This window comes from Pseudomonas bubulae, from assembly GCF_037023725.1.
In the GTDB taxonomy this organism is placed as follows: Bacteria; Pseudomonadota; Gammaproteobacteria; order Pseudomonadales; family Pseudomonadaceae; genus Aquipseudomonas; species Aquipseudomonas bubulae.
Genome location: NZ_CP146077.1, coordinates 3,114,178 through 3,138,594 on the forward strand (window position 1 = coordinate 3,114,178; position 24,417 = coordinate 3,138,594).

The 24,417-nt window shown below is 58.6% G+C and carries 10 protein-coding genes; 2 read left to right on the forward strand and 8 right to left on the reverse strand.

Translation table 11 applies throughout. From position 1 onward, the window contains the following. Positions 1–252 precede the first annotated feature (252 nt). A complete protein-coding gene (locus V6L81_RS14285; RefSeq protein WP_404824672.1) occupies positions 253–1,494 on the forward strand; it encodes an MFS transporter in 1,242 nt (413 codons plus the stop codon). Between the two features lie 61 nt (positions 1,495–1,555). Here V6L81_RS14285 and V6L81_RS14290 read toward each other — a convergent pair whose 3' ends face one another. Together V6L81_RS14290 and tauA are read right to left on the reverse strand one after the other, a co-directional pair. Beyond that, on the reverse strand, positions 1,556–2,551 hold the full coding sequence (locus V6L81_RS14290) for a GlxA family transcriptional regulator (RefSeq protein ID WP_095000345.1): 996 nt from the start codon (positions 2,549–2,551) through the stop codon (positions 1,556–1,558). Positions 2,552–2,695: 144 nt separating this feature from the next. Further along, positions 2,696–3,670 carry a taurine ABC transporter substrate-binding protein gene (tauA, locus tag V6L81_RS14295; RefSeq protein WP_338660067.1) on the reverse strand — a complete coding sequence of 325 codons (975 nt, stop codon included), beginning with the start codon at positions 3,668–3,670 and terminating at the stop codon, positions 2,696–2,698. A 268-nt stretch (positions 3,671–3,938) separates the two neighbouring features. On the opposite strand from tauA, the gene V6L81_RS14300 reads away from it, so the two are divergent. Further along, entirely contained in the window at positions 3,939–5,981 is a 2,043-nt protein-coding gene (locus V6L81_RS14300; protein ID WP_338660068.1) for a c-type cytochrome, read from the forward strand. 140 nt (positions 5,982–6,121) lie between these two features. On the opposite strand, the gene V6L81_RS14305 is transcribed toward V6L81_RS14300, so the two are convergent. From V6L81_RS14305 to V6L81_RS14330, 6 genes are all read right to left on the reverse strand, one after another. Further along, entirely contained in the window at positions 6,122–7,531 is a 1,410-nt protein-coding gene (locus V6L81_RS14305) for an efflux transporter outer membrane subunit (RefSeq protein ID WP_095026460.1), read from the reverse strand. Continuing rightward, positions 7,528–10,707 (reverse strand): efflux RND transporter permease subunit, encoded by a 3,180-nt coding sequence (locus tag V6L81_RS14310; RefSeq protein WP_338660069.1) that lies wholly within the window; start codon positions 10,705–10,707, stop codon positions 7,528–7,530. The genes V6L81_RS14305 and V6L81_RS14310 overlap by 4 nt, the downstream gene beginning before the upstream one ends. A gap of 15 nt (positions 10,708–10,722) precedes the next feature. Continuing rightward, positions 10,723–11,967, reverse strand: a complete 1,245-nt coding sequence (gene mexE, locus V6L81_RS14315; RefSeq protein WP_095000340.1) for a multidrug efflux RND transporter periplasmic adaptor subunit MexE — start codon at positions 11,965–11,967, stop codon at positions 10,723–10,725. Between the two features lie 541 nt (positions 11,968–12,508). Further along, positions 12,509–16,972 carry a SpvB/TcaC N-terminal domain-containing protein gene (locus V6L81_RS14320; RefSeq protein WP_338660070.1) on the reverse strand — a complete coding sequence of 1,488 codons (4,464 nt, stop codon included), beginning with the start codon at positions 16,970–16,972 and terminating at the stop codon, positions 12,509–12,511. Then, the gene (locus V6L81_RS14325) at positions 16,969–21,702 is read right to left on the reverse strand and encodes a neuraminidase-like domain-containing protein (RefSeq protein ID WP_338660071.1); all 4,734 of its coding nucleotides are present in this window, start codon (positions 21,700–21,702) and stop codon (positions 16,969–16,971) included. Before V6L81_RS14325 ends, V6L81_RS14320 begins: the two co-directional genes overlap by 4 nt. Positions 21,703–21,736: 34 nt before the next feature. Continuing rightward, positions 21,737–24,358, reverse strand: a complete 2,622-nt coding sequence (locus tag V6L81_RS14330) for a Tc toxin subunit A (RefSeq protein ID WP_338660072.1) — start codon at positions 24,356–24,358, stop codon at positions 21,737–21,739. Positions 24,359–24,417: the final 59 nt, after the last annotated feature.

Here is a 24,417-nt window from a genome sequence, read left to right on the forward strand (position 1 = left end):
ACCAACGTATGCGCACACAGATTGCGCAGCGTTTTCTGACCTGTTTACCCCTGCCAAAAAGAACACAATGAGGGTATCTGTCATGTCCCATGTCGCGACGTTGCTTGCCATTTTTCCATCACGCATCTCTTTCTCAGGAGGTGCTCAATGAGTATCCCCAGCGCAACTATCGCTTTGCCCCTGACCCCCGAACAGCAGGTCGAGCGCCTCAGTGAGCGCAAGGCATTGCGCCGTGCCGCCACAGCCAGCTTTATGGGCAACTTTGTCGAGTGGTTTGACTACGCTGCCTATGGTTACCTGGCGACGGTGATCGCCCTGACGTTCTTCCCGCAAACTGATACCACCACCGGGCTGCTGGCCACTTTCGCGGTGTTCGCCCTGTCGTTTATCGTGCGCCCGTTCGGTGGTCTGGTCTGGGGGCATTTTGGCGACAAATACGGGCGGCGCAGCGCCTTGTCCTGGTCGATCCTGATCATGACCGTGGCGACTTTTTGCATCGGCATGCTGCCCACCTATAACCAGATCGGCCTCTGGGCACCGGTGTTGCTGTTGTTGATTCGTCTGGTGCAGGGCTTTTCGGCCTCAGGGGAATACGCGGGCGCTTCGGCGTTTCTGGCCGAGTATGCACCTGAGGGCAAGCGCGGTTTTTATACCAGCATCGTACCGGCGAGCACGGCGGCCGGCCTGTTGTTTGGCGCGATATTTGTCGCGGGCATGCATGCCTTGATGACGGTTGAAAACCTGCACGACTGGGGCTGGCGCCTGCCGTTTCTGCTGGCAGCACCCTTTGGCCTGGTGGGACGCTATATCCGTGTGCATTTGCAGGACTCACCCAAGTTCCTGGAGATGGAAAAGCGTCTGGAAGCCAAGGAGTGTGCGACCCATGCCCCGGTTCGTGAGTTGCTCACGGTGCATCGTCGACCAGTGTTGATCGGCATTGGCGTGACCTGTCTGAATGCGGTGGCCTTCTACCTGTTGCTCAGTTACATGCCGACCTACCTGTCGACGGAAATGGGCATGAGCGAGAGTGATTCCTTTATCGCTTCCACGGTGTCGCTGGCGACCTATATCGGTCTGATTTTTTTGATGGGCAAGCTGTCTGACCGTTATGGCCGCAAGACCATGCTGGTCAGTGCCTCGGTGATGTTCCTGCTGCTGACCTTTCCGCTGTTCGGGATGCTGGGCAACCCGTCACTGCTGGTGATTCTGATGATCCAGATTGCCTTCGGTGCCATCCTGGCAATGAACGACGGCACCTTGCCGTGCTTTCTGGCCGAGATCTTCCCGACCCGGGTGCGCTTCAGCGGTTTTGCCTTCAGCTTTAACGTGGCCAACGCCGTGTTTGGCGGGACTGCGCCGTTTTTTGCCACCTGGCTGATTCAGATGACCGGCAACAAAATGGCTCCGGCCTGGTACCTGCTGGCCGCCGCGGCAGTGGCACTGGTGGCGATGCTGGCCAGCCGCGAGACCGCGCACAAGGCGTTGCAGGATTAACCTGCCGCCTCCTACCTCCGTAGCAGCCTCGCTCCGCTCGGCAGCTGCTACGGGTGATGTTTTAGTGCAACGCCACCTGCTTGCGCTCACCAATGGGCGATACACCAAACAGGCGGCTATAGCACTTGGAAAAATGCGCCGCCGAGACAAAGCCACAGGCCAGGGCGATATCCCGCACTTGTGATTCGCTGCGCAGCAACAGGCTCCGGGCCCTGGCCAGGCGTAACTCCAGGTAGTACTGGCTGGGTGTGCGTTGCAGGTGTTTGTGGAACAGGCGTTCCAGCTGACGTACCGACACTTCGTTCAACCGCGCCAAGTCTTCCAGGCTGACCGGCTCTTCCAGATTGGCCTCCATGATTGCCACCACCTGGCTCAGTTTGGGCTGCGATGTACCCAGCTTCTGGCGCAGCGGTACCCGCTGTTGCTCTTGCGGCCCGCGGGCTCGGTCACACAGCAGCAACTCGGCAGCGTGGGCCGCAATCTCGCGGCCACCCGGTTCGCGGGCAATCAATTGCAAGGTCATGTCCATCGACGCCACGCCACCCGAGCAGGTATAGCGGTCGCGATCCAGTTCGAATAACTGATTGGAAATAATGATCCCCGGGAAATGGTCCTTGAGGGTTTCGATATCTTCCCAGTGGATGGTGCAGCGATAACCCTTGAGCAGCCCGGCGCGGGCCAGCCAGTAGCTGCCGGTGCAGATCCCGCCCAGCGCCACTTGTTCGTGGGCCAGTTTGCGCAGCCAGTTGAGCACCGGGCGGCTGCTGAGGTGGGAGACGATCGGGTTTGAACCCACCACCAGCAAAATGTCCAGTTTTGGTGCATCGCCGATCACATAGTCGGGCAGGATACGCATGCCGTTGCTGGCCATGACCGGATCGAGGGTGGGGGCAATGATAACGCTGCGAAACATTTCACAGCGCGCTGCCATATTGGCCATGCGCAAGGTTTCGATGGCCGAGGCAAAACCGATGGTGGTGAAGTTTGGTATCACCAGAAAGCCCACGGTCTTCACGGCAGGCATATTTATCGGTGACGCTGTAACAGGCGTTGCCATCCTTACGCTCCTTATTATGATCCGGGACGCGTCTGGCGTCGGGGTTCACCCAGGTTGTTGCAGCGCCAGAGCGGAGCCGGCGGTGCAAGGCACTGTGTTGTAGGGCGTAACGAAGCATTTGTTGTGCCAGTGGCTAACAGCTTGTTATTGCGGCAAAAATTTATCGCTGACAAAGGCTGAATAGTCGGGCAGAACGGTTTCGATCTTGCCCTGCTCCTTGAGGAACAGGGCCGTCCCGGCGATATCTTTGGCCGTGCCACCCCCCAGCAACTGCGCCGACTTTTGCTCGGCTGCCGAAGGGAAGTGCGCGCCGTGCAGCAACTCGGGGATGTCTTCGGGGCTGGCGCCGGTCAGCCGGGCGATTGTCTGCACCTGTGGCGAATCGGTAGTCCAGGCGGTCTGGTGGGCGTTGTAGTCGGCGATGGCATCGAGGCTGACTTTGGCGAATTTAGCGACGATTTCCGGATGTTTGTCCGCGAAATCCTTGCGTGCTACCCAGACTTCAAAAGTCGGTGCGCCCCATTCGCTGACCTGGCCGGCGTCGGTGAGGGTTTTCCCGGTCTTGCGAATTTCCCCCAGGGCAGGCGACCAGGTGAACGCGCCGTCGATATCGCCACGCTTCCAGGCTGCGGTGATTTGCGCAGGGCTGAGGTTGACCACCTTGACCTGCTGCGGGGTGAGGTTCCAGTGTTTCAGCGCGCCCAGCAGGCTGTAGTGCGACGTCGAAACAAAGGACGTGGCGATGGTCTTGCCGATCAGGTCCTGCGGGCCGTTGATACCGCTGCCGTCACGCACCACCAGGGCTTCGGACCCCTTGATCTGCGCGGTGACGATAAAAGTCACCAGCGGCACATTACGCGAGGCCGCGGCAGCCAGCGGGCTTGAACCCAGATTGCCGATCTGCAGGTCCCCGGAGGCCAGGGCCGACACCACCGCCGGACCCGAATCAAAACGGCGCCAGTCAATCTTTTCACCGATGGCTTTCTCGTAGCTGCCCTCGGCCTGGGCGAGTTTGGTGGGGTCGATGCCGGTGATATAGCCGATGGTCAAATCAGCTGCCTGCGCGCCGAAGCTGAGGCCTGCGAGGGAAAGAGCAATCAGGAGTGTGCGCACGGACATGGCTTGGACCTTGTTGTAAGAAGATAAGAAGGGGCTGTCCGGCGGTCCGGTGCAGCGAATCTAAGTGCTTTAAATCAAAGGGGAAAATACCGTTTTGGAACTAGCTTAGAGCGCCCGGCCACACACCCTGGTTGCGGCGTGCATGATCCGGGTCAAACGTCGTGGCGGTAAAAGCCGGTACAAGCGTCCTGTGAGGAGTCCATAACAAAACCAGCACGGCCCGTTTCGAGGGGACCACCCCAGATCGACGCCTTAAAGGAATAACGCGATGCTTTCTACCTTTCCACGTCTGGCATTAGCCGGCCTGACGTTGCTGTGTACCCTTGAGGTGCAGGCCAGCGAGCCGACCCCGGCAGCCAACCCTGAGAAAAACCTGATTGAACGCGGCCACTATGTGGCCCGGCTCGGTGACTGCATTGCCTGCCATACCGCCATGGGCGGGGCCGAGATGGCGGGCGGGTTCGAGCTGAAAACGCCAATGGGCACGATTTACTCGAGCAATATCACCCCGGATCCCGAGACAGGTATCGGCCAGTACAGCTTTGAACAGTTCGACAAGGCCATGCGCCAGGGTGTGACACCTGCGGGGAAAAACCTCTATCCGGCGATGCCGTATCCGTCTTACGCGAAGATGAGCGAAGACGATATGCGCGCCCTGTATGCCTACCTGATGCACGACGTGGCCCCGGTAAAAATGGCTAATCTGGAAGCCGATATGGGCTTCCCGTTCAACCAACGCTGGGGGCTGGCGCTGTGGAACTGGGCGTTTGTCGATAATCAGCCGTTTGTCCCCGACCCGGACAAAAGCGTCGAACTGAACCGTGGCGCCTATCTGGTGCAGGGCCTGGGGCATTGCGGCTCGTGCCATACGCCGCGTGGTATCGCCTTTCAGGAAAAGGCCATGAGCGATGACGGCAGTGCCGGCAAGCACTATCTGGCGGGGGAAACCGTCGAGCACTGGCGCGCCTTGAGCCTGCGCAACCTGTGGACGGTGGAGGACACCGTGCAGTTGCTCAAGACCGGACAAAACCGTTTTGCTACGGTGTCGGGCAATATGGCTGATGTGATCCACCACAGTACCCAGCACTTTACCGATGCAGACTTGACTGCCATCGCCAGCTATTTGAAATCGCTACCTGCAGGCAAGGATGATTTACCGATGCCAGCCGTGGCGATCACACCCGCCAAGGCACCGGATACGCTGTACAGCAGCCGTGGCGGGTTGGGTTACACGCAGTTCTGCGCTGATTGCCATCGCCCGGATGGCGGCGGGGTCAAAGGCATATTCCCGCCGTTGAACGGCAACCCGGGGATCGTCGCGGCCAACCCGACGACACTCTTGCATATCACCCTGACCGGCTGGAAAACCCCGCAAACAGCAACGCATCCGCGGGTGTACACCATGCCTGGCTTCGCCCGGCTGGGCGATGATGAAATTGCCGAGATCCTCAGCTTTGTGCGCAGCAGCTGGGGCAACGCGGCTCCAGCGATCAAGCCAGGGCAAGTCGCGAAGATGCGCAAGCAGTTGAACCCCGAGACTGTCGACGAGACCGCCTTTGTCACCCCGCGCCTGGCCAATCTGCTCAGTGCCGCCAATGCCGATCAGGTGGTGCGCGGCATGCGCCTGCATCTGCAAACCAAGGCGCTGTTACCGGATAACGTCGGCAATGCCCTGAACTGTACCAGTTGCCACTTGAACGCAGGCACCGTGGCCGATGGCTCGCCTTTTGTCGGGGTCTCGGCGTTCTTCCCCGGCTATGCGCCACGGGCGGGCAAGGAAGTGACACTGGAGGAGCGGATCAATGGTTGTTTCCGTCGCTCGATGAATGGCCAACCCTTGCCCGTCGCCTCGCCGGATATGCAGGCGATGGTGGCGTATTTTGACTGGATGAAAATGAACACGGTAGCGGGGGACAAGGTTGCGGGCCGTGGCGTGGGCAAGGTCGATCCGAAAATCGTCCCCGATCCGGAAAATGGCAAACTGATCTATGCGCAGCAATGTGCGGTGTGCCACGGTGACGACGGCCAGGGCCTGAAACAGGCCGATGGCAGCTTTGTGTACCCGCCGTTGTGGGGTAACGAGTCGTTCAATATCGGCGCGGGCATGGCGCGCACTTACACGGCGGCGGCGTTTGTGAAACGCAATATGCCGATCGGCTTCCACGAGAAATTCCCGTTAGGGCAGGGTGGATTATCGGATCAGGAGGCAGTGGATGTGGCTGAGTACTTCTCCCATCAACCACGACCTGATTTTGTCGACAAGGCCAAGGACTGGCCCAAGGGTGGCAAACCGGTGGATGCGCGGTATTAAGGGCAAGCACTCCTTACCTCAAAACAGCGTTCGTGTTTGTGTGTTTGCCGGGCTTCAGCGAAGCAAAAAAAAGCCCCGCGACCGAATGTACGCGGGGCCAAAAAATGGTTGGTTGCGGCCAACCAAAGGAGCTCGTTGAATCAGTGCGCGCTGGCGACAGTCTCGGCTTGCCAGCCGCCGCCCAATGCTTTGTAAATAGCCACTACGCCGCGATACAGCTCAACCTCGGCCTGGGCCTGGCTGTCTTCTGCCGCAAGACGCTCGCGCTGGGCATCGAGCAGCACCAGAAAGTCCACCGTGCCTTCGCGATAGCGAATGGCTGCGAGGTCAGCTGCTGTACGACTTGACTCACTTTGACGTATTAACGACAGCAATCGCTGTTGGCGTTTGCCGTAGTCACTGAAGGCGTTTTCCGACTCTTCCAGCGCCAGCAGTACTTGCTGCTCGTAACTGGCCAGGGCGCCATCGGCCTCTGCATCGGCACCGCGCAGTCGTGCCCGCACGCTGCCCAGGTCAAATGCAGGCCAGGTAATGCGTGGGCCCAGTGCCCAGGCATTGGCTGCTGCTGAACCAATTTGCGAGCCACGTCCGGCAGTAAAACCGAGGAAACCGCTGAGGCTGACCCGCGGGAACAGGTCGGCCTTGGCCACGCCGATACGGGCCGTCGCCGCTGCCAGTTTGCGCTCGGCACTCATGATGTCCGGGCGTCGTTGCAGCAGGTCGCCGGGATTGCCGATATTCAGCGCCTTGGCAATGGCCGGTAGCTGTTTGGGGCTCAGATCCACGCTCAATTGCTCAGGTCGCTGGCCCAGCAAGGTGGCGATACGATTGCGCTCGCGCACCTGCTCGGCCTGCAATTGCGGCACGCTGGCTTCAACCGAGGCAAGGCGGGCGTCAGCGCGCACCACGTCCAGCTGATCGCCAACTCCGGCGTCACGCAGGCTTTCAGTGATGGCCTTGGAGTCCTGCTGGTTTTTCAGGTTATCCAGGGCGATGCGCTCGCGCAGCTGTGCACCCCGTAGTTCACCATAGGCATCCACCAGTTCGGCAATCATGGTCACTTGCAGTTGATACAGATCGGCCGCAGCCGCCTGCTCGTCGGCATCGCTGGCCTCCAGCTCGCGCTGGATACGGCCAAACAAGTCGATTTCCCAGGCCATGTCCAGGCCCAGGTCGTAGCGCTCACTGTTGACGCGCTTCTCGGTGGTGCCCGGAATCTGGCCCTTGCCCAGATCACTGCTGGCGCGGCTGGTGATGGTCGGCATGATGTCGTTGCTGACATCATCGCGAATCGCCCGGGCCGCCCGCAGGCGGGCAAATGCCACGCGCAGCTCGCGGTTGCCAGCCAGAGACTGGGTCACCAGCTGGTTGAGGGTCGGATCGTCAAACTGTTGCCACCAGATCCCTTCAAAATGTGCCCGGTCAAAGCCCTTGAGGTTGTCGGCACTGATCTGTGCCGGGGCCGTGGCCGGGGTCTTGTAGTCCGGGCCCACGGCGCAAGCGCTCAGGGCCAGCACCAACAGGCTCGGCAGAAAAACTTTCACGCTCATTGTTGCGACTCCAACGTGAGGTGCTTGACCGCTTTGCGCGCTTCACTGCGCTCTACATAGCGGCGAATCAATACATAGAACACCGGCGTCAGCAGCAGGCCGAAGAAGGTCACCCCGAGCATCCCGGAGAACACCGCAACACCCATCGCATGGCGCATCTCTGCACCGGCACCGCTGGACAGCACCAGAGGCACCACACCCATGATGAAGGCGAAGGAGGTCATCAGAATCGGCCGCAGACGCAGACGGCAGGCTTCCAGCACCGCTGCCAGCGGGTCGAGGCCTTCTTCCTGTTTGTCCTTGGCAAACTCGACGATCAGAATCGCGTTCTTGCACGCCAGCCCCACCAGTACGATCAGGCCGATCTGGGTGAAGATGTTGTTGTCACCCCCCGAGATAATCACCCCGGTAATGGCTGAAAGCAGGGTCATGGGCACGATCAGGATCACCGCCAGTGGCAAGCTCCAGCTTTCGTATTGAGCGGCCAGTACCAGGAACGCCAGCAGTACGCAGAGCGGGAACACAAACAGCGCGGTATTACCCGAGAGGATTTGCTGATAGGTCAGCTCAGTCCATTCGTAGGTCATGCCGTTGGGCAGTTCTTCCTTGAGCAGTTTTTCCATCGCCGCCTCGGCCTGGCCCGAGCTGTAACCCGGTGCTGCGCCGCCGTTGATTTCAGCGGTGACAAAGCCGTTGTAGTGCATCACGCGGTCAGGACCTGCGGTGTCGCTGACCTTGATAAAGGTCGCCAGCGGGATCATTTCGCCCTTGTTGTTACGCACCTTCAGCTGGCCGATCTGCTCGGGTTCGAGACGGAACTGCTGCTCGGCCTGCACATTCACCTGATAAGTCCGACCGAAGCGGTTGAAATCGTTGGCATACAGCGAACCCAGGTAGATCTGCAGGGTATCGAAGATGTCGCTGATGGCAACGCCGTGGGTCTTGGCCTTTTCGCGGTCGATAGCGGCATCGACTTGCGGCACGTTGACCTGATAGCTGGTGAACAACCCGGCCAGTTCCGGCACGTTATGGCTCTTGGCAATCACGTTCTGCACTTCTTTGTACAGCTCGTCATAGCCCAGACCACTGCGGTCTTCGACTTGCAGGCGGAAACCGCCAATGGTGCCCAGCCCCTGTACCGGCGGCGGCGGGAAGATGGCGATATAGGCGTCCTGAATGTCGGCAAACTGTGCGTTCAACGCGGCGGCAATCGCCGCTGCCGACTGACTTGGGTCCTTGCGTTCATCAAACGGCTTGAGCGGGGTGAACACGATGCCGCTGTTCGGGCTGTTGGTAAAACCGTTGATCGACAGGCCGGGGAAAGCCACCGAGTTGGCAACGCCAGGTTGCTTGAGAGCAATTTCGGACATGCGTTTTATTACCGCTTCTGTGCGGTCCAGGCTCGCGGCGTCCGGCAGTTGGGCGAAGGCCACCAGGTATTGCTTGTCTTGCGGTGGTACAAAACCGGTGGGCGTGTGGGCAAAGCCAGCCCAGGTCAGCACCATCAAACCTGCGTAAACCAGCATGGCGATGCCGCTGCCACGGATGATCCGCCGCACGGTACCGACATAACCGTTACTGGCCTTGACGAAGAAGCGGTTGAACGGGCCGAACAACCAGCCACCGAACATACGGTCCAGCAGACGAGTGAAGCGGTCTTTCGGCGCATGATGGCCTTTAAGCAATACTGCTGCCAGTGCAGGGGACAGGGTCAGCGAGTTGAAAGCCGAGATCACCGTCGAAATGGCAATGGTCAGGGCAAATTGCTTGTAAAACTGGCCGGTCAGGCCCGAAATAAATGCGGCCGGGATAAACACCGCACACAGTACCAGCGCGGTGGCAATGATCGGTCCGGTTACTTCGCGCATGGCCCGCTTGGTTGCATCGACGGGGTTAAGCCCCAGCTCGATATTTCGCTCGACGTTCTCCACCACCACAATCGCATCGTCCACCACGATACCGATGGCCAGCACCAGTCCGAACAGGGACAAAGCGTTGAGCGAGAAGCCAAACATATGCATCACTGCAAACGTACCGATCAGCGATACGGGCACAGCGACCAGCGGGATAATCGAAGCGCGCCAGGTTTGCAGGAACAGGATTACAACCAGTACTACCAGGATCAGGGCTTCAAACAGGGTGTGGACTACCGCTTCGATCGAACCACGAACAAAGATGGTCGGGTCGTAAACGATGTCGAAATCCATTCCCTCCGGGAAGTTCTTTTTCAGCTCGGCCATCTTGGCGCGAACGTCATTGGAGATCTGGATGGCGTTGGAACCCGGACGCTGGAAGATCGGGATCGCTACCGCTGGCTGGTTGTTCAGCAAGGAACGCAAGGCGTACTGGCTGGAGCCCAGCTCAACCCGGGCAATGTCCTTGAGGCGGGTGATCTGGCCATCATCACCGGAGCGGATGATGATGTTCTCGAACTCCTCCTCAGTGACCAGGCGGCCCTGGGTGTTGACCGACAGCTGGAAGCTGGTGGCATTGGGGGCGGGCGGGGCACCGAGGGCACCGGCAGCCACCTGGCGGTTTTGCTCGCGAATGGCGGTCACTACATCAGTGGCTGTCAGGTTGCGCGAGGCAGTTTTGTTTGGATCGAGCCATACCCGCAGCGAGTAATCGCCCATGCCGAACATCTGCACATCGCCAATACCGTTGAGGCGCGCCAGCTCATCCTTGATATTGAGGATGGCGTAGTTGGACAGGTAGAGCATGTCGTAGCGCTTGTCCGGCGAGGTCAAGTGCACAACCATGGTCAGGTCTGGCGAGGCTTTGTCCACCGTGATGCCGATGCGCGTCACTTCTTCCGGCAGTTTGGGCTGGGTGCGCGTCACCCGGTTTTGCACCTGCACCTGGGCGTTGTCCAGGTCTGTACCCAGGGCAAAGGTGATGGTCAGGGTGATCTTGCCGTCAGCGGTGGACTGCGAAGACATATACAGCATGTTCTCGACACCGGTGATGGCCTGCTCCAGTGGTGCGGCCACGGTGTCACCGATCACCTTGGGGTTGGCACCGGGGAAGTTGGCGCGCACCACAACGGTAGGCGGAACCACTTCCGGGTATTCGCTGATCGGTAACTGGAACAGCGAAATGCCGCCCGCAATCAGGATAAGCAAGGAAAGCACAGCGGCGAAAATCGGCCGCTGAATAAAGAACTGGGAAAAATTCATCGGAGTTATCGTCCCTTAACCGCGAGGAGTCGCGACGCTGGCCAACTTCGGCGCGCCAGTGGCGGGCTTGATTTGTGGCAGGTTGCTGGCTTCCAGGGCTTGTCGTTGTTGTGCCAGGGCGGCGAGGGTCTGTTCGTTGGCCATCGGGATCACTTCAGGCGTTACCGGCGAGCCGGGGCGCACTTTCTGCAGGCCCTTGACGATAATGGTGTCGCCCTTGTTCAGACCGCTGCGAACAATGCGCAGGCCTTCGATTTTCGGGCCCAGGTCCACGGCGCGGTAGGTCGACTTGTTGTCGGCGTCCATCACCAGCACGAATTTCTTGCCCAGGTCGGTGCCCACGGCTTCTTCATTGATCAATACGGCGGAGTAGGTGGCGCTACCGACCAGTTTCAGACGCGCATACAAGCCGGGGGTAAAGCTGCCGTCGGCGTTGTCGAACACGGCGCGGCCACGGATGGTGCCGGTTTGCGGGTTGACCCGGTTGTCGACGAAGTTCATCTGGCCCAGATGCGGGTTGCCGTCTTCGTTGGACAGGCCCAGGTACACCGGTGTGGTCTGGCCGCGTTGACCCTGACGGGCAAGCTGGTTGTACTTGAGGAACACACGCTCGTCAGCGTCGAAGTAGGCGTACACCTTGTCAGTGGACACCAGGCTGGTCAGCGGCGTGACATCGGCGGTGACGATGTTGCCCGCAGTGATTTCGGCACGGCTGACGCGGCCACTGATCGGTGCAGTGACGCGGGTAAAGCTCAGGTTGAGTTTGGCCAGGTCCAGTTCTGCCTGGATGGCCGCGACGCCGGCACGGGCTTGCTGGGCAGCGGTGGTGCGCGAGTCGGCCAGCTCTGCCGAAATGGCATTGCTCTGGCGCAGACGTTCGCCGCGCTGGGCTTCGTTGTCGGTACGGCTGGCATTGGCGCGGGCCTGTTGCACCTGGGCTTCAAGCTGACGCACGGTGGCCTGGAACGGGCGCGGGTCGATCTGGAACAGCAAGTCGCCCTTTTTCACCAGGGCGCCCTCGGTAAAGGCGACCTGATCAATCTGGCCCGACACGCGTGGACGAATTTCTACAGTCTCTGGAGCTTCCAGGCGACCGGTGAATTCATCCCATTCGTTGACCGGCTGTTCAAGCACCTTGGCCACACTGACTTTTGCAGCAGGAGCCGGAGCAGTCGCTTGGGGAGTTTTGCCGCATGCGCTCATCACCACAATGGCCAGGGCCGCAAGTGGGAAGCGCAAATGTTTAAGTGACTGTTCCATGAGGGGGAGTCCGCCGATCTATTGAGATGGGCGGATAATGCTGGCGCGAGTGCTGGCGCACGAATCGAACCCAGCGAAGATCAATATCATCCGGAATGATACAAAGCGTTACCAAGCTCTCTAGCCTGCGCTTTTTGTTAGGAAACTATCCATTAAATTCTGTGTTATTGCCAGCGTAGGGTGTGTTGCACGACGGGTAATAATAACCAATATGTACCACCTGCCACGCTGATTGCTTGCCTAGGCTGCGTGCGTCTATGTGCCAGTCAGGTCACGCATCTATGTCTTCCCTTCATCGATTCACACCTTTACTCACGGCCTTCGATTCCCGGGGCTCAACTGTGCGCACGGTGGCATACCACCGGCAGCGTGCTGGGGACGAACCCCAGGCGCGGCTCCATGCGGTTGATGTTTCGCCACCTTGGCGGGCCGCGCTACCGGGTGGTCGGGGTGCGCAACCCGCACTGATGATGCCCTCGCGAGCAAGCCTGCAGGATGACTATTTTCCTCCGGGCCCGGGCTTGCATCGCGATGTGGTTGGTCAGCTTGAACCAGGCTCCCAGGTGTCGTTTTCATCTTCGCTGATGCTGTACCAGGTGCAATGGGTCTGGCGGCTTAGATGCCCCCTGGCGTTGAGCTTGCTCGTCATGCGGCCCAACGGGTCATAGAACAGCTGATCGCAGTAGCCATCTATGCGCCGGGCTTCATCATCGATAAAGCGATAGTGATCGGCGAAGTAAGGCCGATAGTTTCGAATGGCCAGGCCCTTGTTGTTGTATTCGACCCTGCCGCTGACCCGCCAGCGATGTTCGCTGAACGCACGCAGGGGCTTGCCGTCACTGTCAAGGCTCAGTCGCCCCGACGGGGCAACCACATACGCTTCACCCGCCGAGGTTTTCTGCTTGGTTTGCAGCTCACGTCCAAAGCCATCGGTGAACGTCAGGCTGATCCGGATTTGCCGGTTAACGCTGTCGTCGCTCGACGGGTAGTTATCGGCTTGCAGCACAGCGGCATAGACCGGTTCGCGGCGTGCCTGGAGGATCTGTTCGTTCAGTTGGCGATTCGCCGTGATGCTCATGTCCAGTGTTGCCAGGCGCATGCGGCCGCTGGCACGTATATATCCGTCCGGAGTCAGATATCCCTGCGCTACCCATTGTGTGCCCGGGGGGGCTGCCGGGATGTGGCCCATCCAGTTGAAAGGGGCGTGGAAGCAGGCGCTGGTAGCATCGAGCAGCGCTGTTTGAGGGTTGTCGATGGCAAAAGCGGGGCTGTCATTGGCTGGGCGCCTGTAGTCCGTCAGCGGGGCGAACCCTGTTGGTTTGCCATTTTCCTGGCCGTAAACACTGGTTACTTGCAACTGGCCGAATGCATCGTAGCGCGCTTGCCGAACAGTCCCCTGGGGGTCGGTGATTTCGATGGGCAACATTAACCGGTAGTCATAGACGGATTGGGTGCTGCAACCGTCCACGGCCGTTACTGCGGCGATATGGCAACCGTAACGGTCATGGGTGAGTGTGGTCGCTGAGTGGCTTTCAGAGGCTCGCAACTGATTGGCCCGGTAGAAACCATGCACGTCGGTGTAACGGGTAAAGCCCTGTTTGAGTGACCACAGGGCTGGCGCTGCGCGGGTGTCTGTTGGCTCAGGCAGGAACAGGCTCATGGGATGGTAGTGCTCCTGGACGAGGGTGCTGGCCAGGTCGAACGGGGTTCCTCCGGGCAGTGCAGGCACATCGTCGTAGGCGGCAAGTGCCTGGTCGTCGAGTTCGGCCGACTCTTTGAAGGCCGTCAGCGCCTGAAAGCTGGCCTGGCCCGCCGGTAACGGGGCGTCACTCTGCGCCAGGCAGTAATACTGCACGGACAACCCCCCCAGAGTGCGCTGTGTCTGCGGTCGCACAGGGTTGTCAGCGGTGTTGCCGATTAACAGTTCATAGCTGGTATGAGCGCTGTTGAGGGCTTCTTTTTCAACCACCAGTGCATTGCTACGTTGCCGGTAAGGCAGTTGCAGGCGCCAGCGTTGAGGATTGTCCAGATGAATGAACTGCGCCCGGACCTCACTGATGTAGTGCATCTGCTGGGCCGGATCGTGGGTATCGCGCCACCAGGTCTGTTGATGGGGCTCATCGAATGGCGGCAGGTCGGATGCGCGCTTGCGCCGGGCGTAATTTATGGTTACCCCGTGTGTCAGGCTGCCATAACGATCCCGGCGCAGATTGATGATGTGCTGGCAGGCGGGGTCGGTTGCCTCGCGCTCGTAGCGGTAGACTCGTGACTCCAGGGCAAGTACCAGCAGGGATTCGGGCGCCTGCAATTGACGCAGCATATAGCGGTACTGGCTGACGGTAAAAGGCACTCGTGACGGTTCCGGGTCATCGGCCGCAAACACTTCTTCACGCAGTACCAGCCCGCTCAGTGCCAGAGCCATTCTGCGCCCGGAAGCAGGCGGTGGCAGTACGCTGTCTTGCTCCTTATCGGCTTCCAGGCGGGTCAGCAGTGTGTTGCCTGGCGCAAGGGCCAACCTGTCGCCCGCCCAGTATTGGTCCTGCGGCATATCAAGGGCTTTTCCGGTGTGAAACCAGGTCTTGCGCAGCAAGGGTGCGGTTGCTGCCTTGTCGAGTTTCTGGCCGGCAGGGCCCTCGGTGTCGGTTGCCATCAGCAAACCGAAGCCCTGGAACTTGCGTTCCAGACTGTCGTAGAAACCTTCCTTGTAAGTGAAGCGTTGGGTCAGCTGATTGCCGCTGATCTGATCCAGCTGTTGCTGCTCGCTGACCAGATGCAGCGCAAATGGCAGGCCACCGGTGCGCTGTGTCCGTTGCGGTTTTTCGTCCAGCCACTCCTGGGCACTGCTGCGGTAGGTGACCCGGCCTGATGCCCCCATGTTGTTGTCGGTACCGATCAACAAATAGGGTTTTTGCCGGACAAAGTCGTATCGCCAGTGACGGGCTGAAGGGAGAAGGACGGAGAGGATCAGGCTGGTGCAGCCCAGCCCTTGCAGGTCGGCCACACTGACCTGGCAAAAGCGGTCATGCCTGACCCCCTCGGGCCAGGGCAGCGGTGTGGGCACGGCTTGCAGGCCGTTGCCGCAGAGGTTCATGAAAATCAGTGCCCGATCGGGCTGAAGGTAGATCAGGTCACTGGCGCCGGAGCCATCCAGATCGGCCAGCAGTACTCGCGAGGCCTCAAATTCGGCGTAGGTGAAGGGCAGGGTGGCGAATACGAACCCTTTGCCAAATCGGCCCCGGCCCAGATTTGGCCAGCACTTGATTTCATCATGACGAATGCGCACCAGGTGTTGCTGGCCACTGCCCAGCAGATCGCTGAACGCCATCAGTTCAGTTTCGCTATTGCCGGGCAGTGGCAGATCGTTATCGGGATGCGGCATGTCCGCGGCAGGGGCAAAACCCTGCGAGCCTTTGTTGCGATAGAGCCGCACACTGTTGCGGCCAATCAGTGCCAGGTCGTCAATACCGTTGCCCATCAGGTCGGCGAGCTGGGCTGTCGGCTGGAAGAACTCCTGCGGCAATGCTGCAAAAGGCGCGAAGTTTGCCCAGCTCCGGTCGTTTTCCAGGGTGAAAAAGCCACTCATGCCCGGCTGGGCGATGATCCACTCCAGCTGGCCGTCGCCATTGAGGTCCGCCAGGGACTGGTACAGCGCACCAATCTGCTGCGCCACCGGGATACGCTCCAGCATTTGCAGCGGGCCATAGGCGACGTCATCAGGCTCGACCGGGTTGGCAGCCCGGACGGGTTCGCGGTAGTACCAGCTTTTGTCAGAGCGCCAGAGCACTCCCGGCAAGCCGTCGTTGTAGAGGTCAACCAGTTGATAGCGCTGGTTGTCGTTGATACCGTCCAAAGCGTCAAAGCGTTGATAGCCTGAAGGCATGCCAGTTAACTGGAAGTCGCTGTAAGTCAGCTCCAGGGGCGGCCAGTGGCAGATCTTTGCGCTGGCATCGCAGGCCTGGCTGTGCAGGGCCTGCAACAGGCTGCCTGCGGTTGCGGTGGTCATGTACTCCAGCAGCAGCCGGCGGGTCAACACCGGTTCGCGGCCCATTGCTGGCTCTTCAGGGAAGTAGTGGAACATCAGGACTTGCCGGCAAAGACGCCGGCTCGCCAGTTCAAAGCCATAGGCATAGTGACACAACGGATCACTGCGTTCCGGCCATGGTTGTTGCACCCCATAGGAAGGGAGGCGTGTCAGATCAGTTGTGCGTTCGCCGTAGTCAAAGACCAATTCAAAATGCCATTGTTTTTGCGCCGGTGTTTCAACTGTCCACAGTTCCAGATGCTCCCTGGGCACGATATTGGTGTAGCCGATACGGGCAAGGTAGCGCTGGGCGCTGTAGTCTCGAGGGCCACTGCCCCGGGTGTCAGCCTTGTACTGATAGTAGATCTGCTCGCCGTGGGGGTTGAGGCTTTCCTCAAGCAGCCATTGGGCAACATGGGCAGGCGCCTGCGGATCGGCGATGCGGGCCGCGTGCGTTTTGCCAAACAGGTACAGGTTGCCGTCTGCGCCCTGGACCAGCCAGAACCCTGCGGGGTCTGACGTCGATGACCAGTGCTCAATGCGATCGAAAGTGGTTTCGTGGCGTGGCAGGTAGCGCACCACAGTGTAGGTGGTGTTCAGTTGAAGCCCGTTGAAACGGCTGCTGGAACGGGTTTGCAGCATGCCTTGGGCTGTCCGTTCGGGGAGCAGTTCCGTACCTGACGGACCGATAAATACATCCTCACTGCCATAGGCGGGTACGCCCTTGAGCGTGCTGCGTGCAATCGAGCCAGCGAAGGCTGCCCAACCGATTCCGAACGGGCCATTACCCAGGGCACTGTTGTAAGTCAGGCTGATGGCCGGGTCGAAACCCCGGCCCGGCGACAGTGGCAGGGGAACCTCGAACGAGGCCGCACCGGTCATACCGACGGCTCCCCATGTGGTGCCGATACTTTGTATTGCGCCTCCGCCCTTGGGCAAGGACGGTGTTTGCACCTCGCCTGTACCGTGTTGTTGGGTCGTCATCCCTGACCTCCTGCGCTTCTCGCTGTGTAGCGCACATGCACGATGATGTCGCTGAGGGAATTAAGCATGGATGACTGGGCTGCAGGGTTGGGAAACGCCAGTCGCCATTTGGACACTGCCCCGGTGTACTCGAAGGGCAGATAGCGTTCGTCATTGTCGAAGTTGAGGGTGAACAGGCCGCTGTCATTGAGCCCTGTGGACAGTGCGACCTGCTCCCTGACCCGCATGTTGTCGAGCATATCGTCGTCTTTTGCAGACAGGTGGGTTCGGTTCCAGGTCTGGGTCAGGGTCGCGCAAATGTCTTCATAAGGTCCGAGCGTGGCAGGCAGCGAGACGCTGACGCTTTTTATCCGGCGCAGGTAATGACCGGGGTAGTCGTCGTCGAACAGCGCCTTGCTCAACTCAAAATCCACGGTGCCATTGACGATCATTTCGTGCTTCAGCGACGCCCAGTCCTTGTTCAGCGTGGGCACCCGATCCTTGCCATGCAACAGGCGCAAGGACAGGGTTTTGCTGATTTCCAGTTCACGCTGGTTACGTTGCATATAGGCAGTATTCATGTTCTGCAGGTCGAGCTTGAGCGACTCGCCTGCGGTCAGCCCCTTGAATTGATTGTGCCAGTGGCTGCTTTGGATAAAACGGGTGTTCCAGTCCGCACGTTCAAATTGCCAGCATGCCTGTGCGCTCAAGCACAACGAATGGGCTGCGTCGTAGGCCTGATAGTAGAAAGAAGCCAGATGACTATTGAGCCACTGATACAACTGTGCGCTGGAAAAATGCTTGCTGAGCACCTCGTAGGTGAATCTGGCCTGCTCCATAGCTGTTTCCGTGTGTCTGAGTTGCAAGCGCAGCACCGTGTTCTGCTGTTCGTGGGCCTGCAGTTGCAAGTCGGCCTGAATGAGCTCCTGACGGCACTGCTCCAGGGCCTGGGACCACTCCTGGACGCGGCGGTTGAACAGCGCTGTACGATCCAGATGACCGGCATTGGCGCGTTTTTCATTAGCCATATTTCGGGCCGCAGCCTGAATCGCATAAAAGGCGCCTTCATAGCGCATCCCACCGTTGGAAGTGCCGAAAATATTGGGTGCCAGCATCGCCAGCCCTGCAGCAGCCTCGGCTACGGATGCTTTGGTTTCCCACTGTGCGCTTTCAAGATATTGCTGGCTGGCCTGTGCTTCGGCTGGAGAGATACCTTCATTGAGCAGTTTTTCGAAATACTGCTGGCGGCTTACCAGTACCTGGCGACCGGCCAGCAGCGCCTCGCGGTTGGCTTCGTCAGCCCGCATGCCCTGGCGTTGTTGATCGACGGCGATTCTGGCGAGGTCCCAGGCATGTTGTTGCTGTAACTGAAGGTGCTCGTTCTGCTCTTTGCGCTCGAACAGCACAAGCAGGGTATTACCGAGCTGGATGACATTCTCGACCAGGGTCGCGGCATGGGCATGGACAACCTGGTAGCGATAATGGCCGATTTCCCTGGTTTGTTGGCGGGTCGCAGACAATGGGTCAGAGCTGGCATTGTGGGCGTAGTGGCTCAACAGCAGGTGCGGAGCCAGCGCGGGTGCGAACAGTGCCTGTTGCAAGGGTTTTGCGCTGATACTGAGGTGATGTCGAAGGTTGTAGAGACGACTTTCAAGTTTGTCCCAGCGTGACACCAGATCCGGATTCAGGGGCAGGTACAGGGTGCTCTGGCTTGATGCACCCAGATCCTGCAGGGTTATGGGTTGCCAGGGATCGGCTCGGCTGATTTGCGGCCTTGGCCCCAGCAGGCTACTGGCCCGAACGTACCAGAGCTTGGCCTCTGCCAGGCTATCGGCACTGGCTTGACGATAAGCGGCATCACCGCGATTGAGCAGGATGTCCAGGTACAACATATACAACGCTTGGCGGAAACAGGACGGGCTACTGAGGGCTATCTGGTGCGGATCGTCCGGGTTGTCCTGCAGGTAACCCGGCTCTGATTTGTCCTGGGTCAGGGCCGGCACTTTCCAATATCTTGAGTGTTGCTGCGGTTCAGTTGCCCTGCTTTCTGGATCGAAGATGTATTTGAGCCAGGATTGGGCCTCGGCATAACGCTGCTCCATGTTCAATCGGCAGGCCACCAACCAAGGAAGGAAGAGGAACAACTCCCGGAAATACTTGCCATGGGCGCCATGAAAATCCAGGGAGTGGGGCGTGGCATTGCTGGTAAGCGCCGGTTCGTGCGATTGATTTGTGGCTATCGTAAACAGCCGGTCGAGACTGACATTGGCGGCGGCGCTCAGGTGTCTGCCAATAGTGGTGTTCATGTGGATCGGCGCACGAAGGGTTCTCGGTGAAGCCACATCGCTGTACTTGAGAAGGGAGCCGCTGAAGTCGATAAACTCGGCTGTTCCTTCAGGCTGCGCCGGGCTGCGTGAGATTCTGGGCGCCAGAGGTGTAATGGGGGTGGCGTTATTGGGATCCAGTTTCAGTCTCAGTGACTTCAGTGCATAACCTCGCAGGCTGCGGCTGTTATGGCGTGTGTCCGTGTCGTAAATCAATACTCCGTGAAGGATCGTGATTGGCCGGGTACCCGTGCTTGCAATGCTGCTCACTTCCTCTTCAGGCCGTAGCGTTTCAGGATTGAGTTGAATATGGGCGCTGAACAGATGGGCCGGGGTCAGGCTTGTAAATACGCCGTTGAGTGCGCGGCGGGAGGTATTGGGTTCACCGACGATATAGCTGTTGTTGCGATGGATGTTGTAAGGGTGCGGTGTGTTTTCGTCCCGTGGAGTCATGATCACGGGCTTGTAGTGGCGGGTATATAACGTGGCAATGACACTATCAAATAACCAGTCGTTCTGACTGTTCACTTGCTCATTGAGTGTGGCGTAAAAATGAAGAGTAATGCGGTGGTCGGAATGAGCGTTTTCAAACAAGGTATTGAAAGCGTCGTATTCGATGTATCTGCCTTCCAGCGAAACGTTCCAGTCTTTGCGTACGGCACTTAACCTTTGCGGTTTTACGACGCTGAGGGCGTCGTCGGGAAATTCATATATCAGGCTGGAATAGGTAACGCCGGTTTTGTGACTGGTCATGGAGACCGATACCCAGCTGCAGGGTGGGATCAGTTCGGTCTTGAGAGTCAGCAGCGAGCTAGGTTCCAGCTTGAGTTTGCCGCTGCTACCGGGAAGCGGCCGCAGAAGGGCAAGATGGAGAGTAAGTTCGGCCCGGTTGGTACTCGCCCTGAAGGTGACCGACTGCTGTTCGGGGAATGCTTTTTCAAGCCTGGCGTTGACTTCCAGCGCACAGGATGTGGTGTTGAAGACAATATCGCTGTGGTAGTGCTGGTCACTTATATAAGCCTGTTTGTTCTCGAAGTTCCATCCTGTAAATGCCGGGGTCGGGGTACTGCTGACGATGTCTGTTATTGCGACGGTTTCGCTGGTCGGGGCGTGGAAATTGAAATTTCGCGAATTGTTGTAGATGAACAGGGATAAATAACGTTTCGCCAGTTTTTCGTGTTCAGCGTTGGGTTTAAGGTCTGCCACTGTGCCCCTTGAGAATAACCGCTCACTGCTGAAGTCCTGGTCGAGTCTCACGGCCTGGAAAAAGTCGCTGCGGGTGTGATCCCTGCCGGCGACGGGCTTTTGCGGAGCATGGGCGTTCAGCCCTAAAAACAAGGATGCCGGGCTAGTACTGGTGTCCAGCACTGCCACTGTTTCAGTCGCCTGCATCAAGGCGTTCTGGTCCAGTTTGTTAAGCTCTTTCATCACGCAGTATTCATCACTGCACACCCGTGGCACGCTCCAGCTGCCATCGTATTTCATGTAGGAGAAGTAAAGGCGGAACTGAATGAAACGACTTTTCAGGTAGTTTTCCAGGCGTGCTTTATAGTTTTTTTCCGATTCGTCAGGCTCTGACCAGAAATAATCAGCGCTGTAACTGGCCGCTGCCGGGGATATGCATTGAGCCCAGACAACAAACAGGCGGTTGTTAAAGCAAATCGGACGGACGCTGTGCTCCGGGATGTTTTCCGAGGCAGGCAGAGGTATTTTTTTCCAGTCAGACCAGGCGCCGGGCTGTGGTGCGTCCTGCTTGAGGGCAGGGGCACCCCCTGTGGCGGGATGCAAGTAGCGCCTGGACAGATCCAGCGAGCGCCAGTAGTAAGTGTTCTCGACAGTTGATCGGGCAACAAAGTAGTAAGTGCTCTCGGCGAACCTGTCTTTTTCACCATCAATGTAACCATTCAGGGTCTTGAGGCTGCAGATCTCTTCAAATCGGGCCAAGTAGCGTTGAATGGCAGGCAGTATATTGTCCGAGTTAATTCGACATTGATTAATGTCGTTTTCAAGCTGCTGGAAGCTTTCGGTTTTATCACGGCGTAACATCGGGTTCAGATAGTTGGCCGGAAAGCTGCGCAACTGTTGAATCGCACGCCAAACCGAATAGGCATGCAGATTGTTGCGCCAGGTGTTTTGTTGTTTGGTTGTCATGCCAAGTTTTTCGTAGCCAGGCTCCAGCCCTACTGAAATGGCGTTGATATATTGCTGCAGGCTGGCAATGGCGCTGGCCACACGACTGGTAGGCACTGCCTGACTGACTTGCACATCCAGCAGCCAGTAGGTGTACAGGTCGTTGGCGTTGTTGATTGTGTGCTTGCGAGTCGGTGTTTGCAGGATGGTGTCTTCAGGCAGCACGTAGGTGAGGTAGAACGCGAGCAAGGCATCGCGCAGCTGCTCATTGAGTTGCCGGTGGCGTTGGTCAGACATGGACATTCCTCGGAAAGATGTATGAGCGTTGCGCTCATGGGGCGGTGGCGAAGACGGCGCTGCCGACCTGCTGCCAGTCATCGGAACTGAAGGTGGTGGTCAAGCCTGTCGCCATCAGCAACATGCTTGCCGAAAGACCTGTCTGCCTGGCGGTCTCATGGCAGCGCATCAGCCAGTCCAGTTCAGTCATCGAGCGCACGCGTTTTTCCAGCAGGGGCTTTATCAATACCTCTATCTCGCTGGCGTTCCACCCCAGCATCTGGGCCAGCAATTCGCTGGTTTGCGAGTTCAGACCGGTTTGTTCGCCGTTCTGGTTTTGAGGGTTGGCCTGGTTCAGATAATTGAGCAGTGTGGCGTGGTTAATCCCGTAAACGTCGCTGAAATGACTGAACCTCTGGAACAGATACAGGGTGCTCAGGGTTAACTTGAGGGTTGAATGTGCCGATTGCTCGGACTCCAGCCAACCGGGGTCAAGCAGAAAAGCCTGCAGGGCTTCACGGCTGATGGGCAGTTGCAGTTCGGTTTCTGCATGGGGAAAGAACAGCAGCAGGTGTTTGAGGGATTCATTGGGTTTATCACTGCCAAGGGCACTGGCGAAAATACGCGAAGCTTGCCTGAAGGCCTGTTTCATCAGCTCGGGGGCCTCGCTGGCCAGGGAGGTATCCTTGAGTAATTGATCTATTTCTTTCTTGAAAGGATGCAATTGTGAGTAGGCTGCGGACAGCTGCGTATTGAGTGTCTGCTTGACCCGGGCCTTGAGTGCCTGGTTGCGCACCGCATCGGGGCTCAGGTTGACGTATTTGTCGACCATGTAGGCCACGCCTTTTTCCAGGCTGTCCGCTTTCGGTTGCGCGGGCAGCATGGACTGGGCCCGGAGCAGTCCTTTGGCCAGCAGCACATTCCAGGTGTAGGCAAGGGGTTTGCTACCGGCTTCCGGTTGCGGCAAGTCCAGCTCATCGAGTGTGGATTGCGCCAGCAGATATTGGGGCATGCGTTGCAACACCGCCTCGACCTGCGTGAGCCGCTGCTGTACGGAGGAGGGCAGCAACGTGCTCTCCAGTAACAATTGCTGGCGTAACTGTTGAACGCTTTTACCGCTGTCATTGAGCCAGCTAACCGCCCAGTCCAGTTGCATCAACACATCGAGAAAGTCCGCTGGCGAGTTGCTGCCTGACTGACGCAAGCCCGGCTTGACCAGTTGCTGGTGGTAGGTTTTGCCCCCCAGCAACTGGCACAGATGATCGCAGTCCATGACTGACAGTCCGAACATTGCGGGTAATGTGGCCTGTCGGTAAAAGCTGGAAAACGTCTCGATATTCCGGCGAGGCGTGGCGAAATATTGCTTGGTACGGGTTTTCAGCAACCCCAGGGACTGTGGTGTGTCTTCGAGGCCCAGAGCGCCACAGGCCCGATACAGAACCCCTTGTGTCGTACCGAGATCCAGCGGCTGGTTGTCGAGAGTCAGGGGGGCGTTGAGCCAGTGCGGCGGGTTGAACACCTGGTCGAATAGCGATGGGTGTTGCCCGACCCCATGAACGGGCATGTGGTAAAGCCATGCCGAAAATGTTCCGGGCGTCAGGCCATAGCGTTGGTTCAGGTAGCGAAAGACACCCATTGCACGCAGGCTGTTGTCGTTGATGGCAAGGTGTTCAGGGCTGCTGCCTTCACAACCGGCGATGCTATAGAGCAAGGTATCCAGATCTGCGAAAGGCATATCGAGCCAGCGTTGCAGGCGGATCATCCGTTGCAAACGGTCATGACGCTGTGGAGTTGTATTTTGCAGGTGGTTTTTTTTTGATGAGTCGATGCTCAGGCCCAGTCTCTTTTGCCCTGTTCTGTAGGGGCCATTGATAAAGCGAGCGCCTGCAGTGTGATCCCGGGCAATCTGATCTGCCGTCTGCACGACGTTGCCAGACAAGCGCGGCTGATAGCTGGCGTGGGCAAGCAGTTCATGGAACTGCTCGGTGCTCAGGCCGGTGTGCTGCATGAACCGTTGTTGGTCAGTGATGGGCTGGCTGTGGCCATAGTGTTTTTTGTAAAAGGTGTCTGTGCCCTGTTCTTCAAAGTCCTCGGTCAACAGGTTTTGTTGTGCAGGGCTGAGCAGGGTGAGCAGACGCTGCGCCTCATAGGCTTGCTGCTGCACCGTGCCGTACTTGTTCTCCGGCTGCTGGTCATAGGGCAGTTTCAGGCTGATGCGATAATTCAATGCACCAAGCCCCGGCTTGTTGCCCGCAAGCCCCAGCACGCATTGCTGATGGGCCAGGTCGAAAGGCAATTCAAAGGGGTAGCGTAATTCGGCCAGCACCTGATGCACCGTGCGGCCGCCATAAATGTCGCGATGCGTGTCCAGGTAGGTTTTGACCGGTGCGTTCAGGGCCTCGTTGACCAGCGTCAGCAGTGGCAACTGACGGGAAGTGTTTTCAGCATTGATCACCAGTTCCTTGAGCGCAGGTACACGTTGGGCGAGGGTGATTTTGTCTTGAGTGCCTTTGCCGGTTTGCTCCACTTCCAGGGCAAACCGGTAGAGCGCCTGCAGATACGCCGCGGGCGAGTCGACTGCGGCGAGGGAAGTCGGTGAGCAAAAGGTATCCCAGTCGTCTTTGAACAGGGCTGACCAGGTGGGGCCCGAGTCGGGAGAGGCGGTGTCCGTTGGCATGGTAAATCTCCTGTGCGCGCAGTGGGTGATCCACGGCGCGTGCAGAAAATTAGCATTGC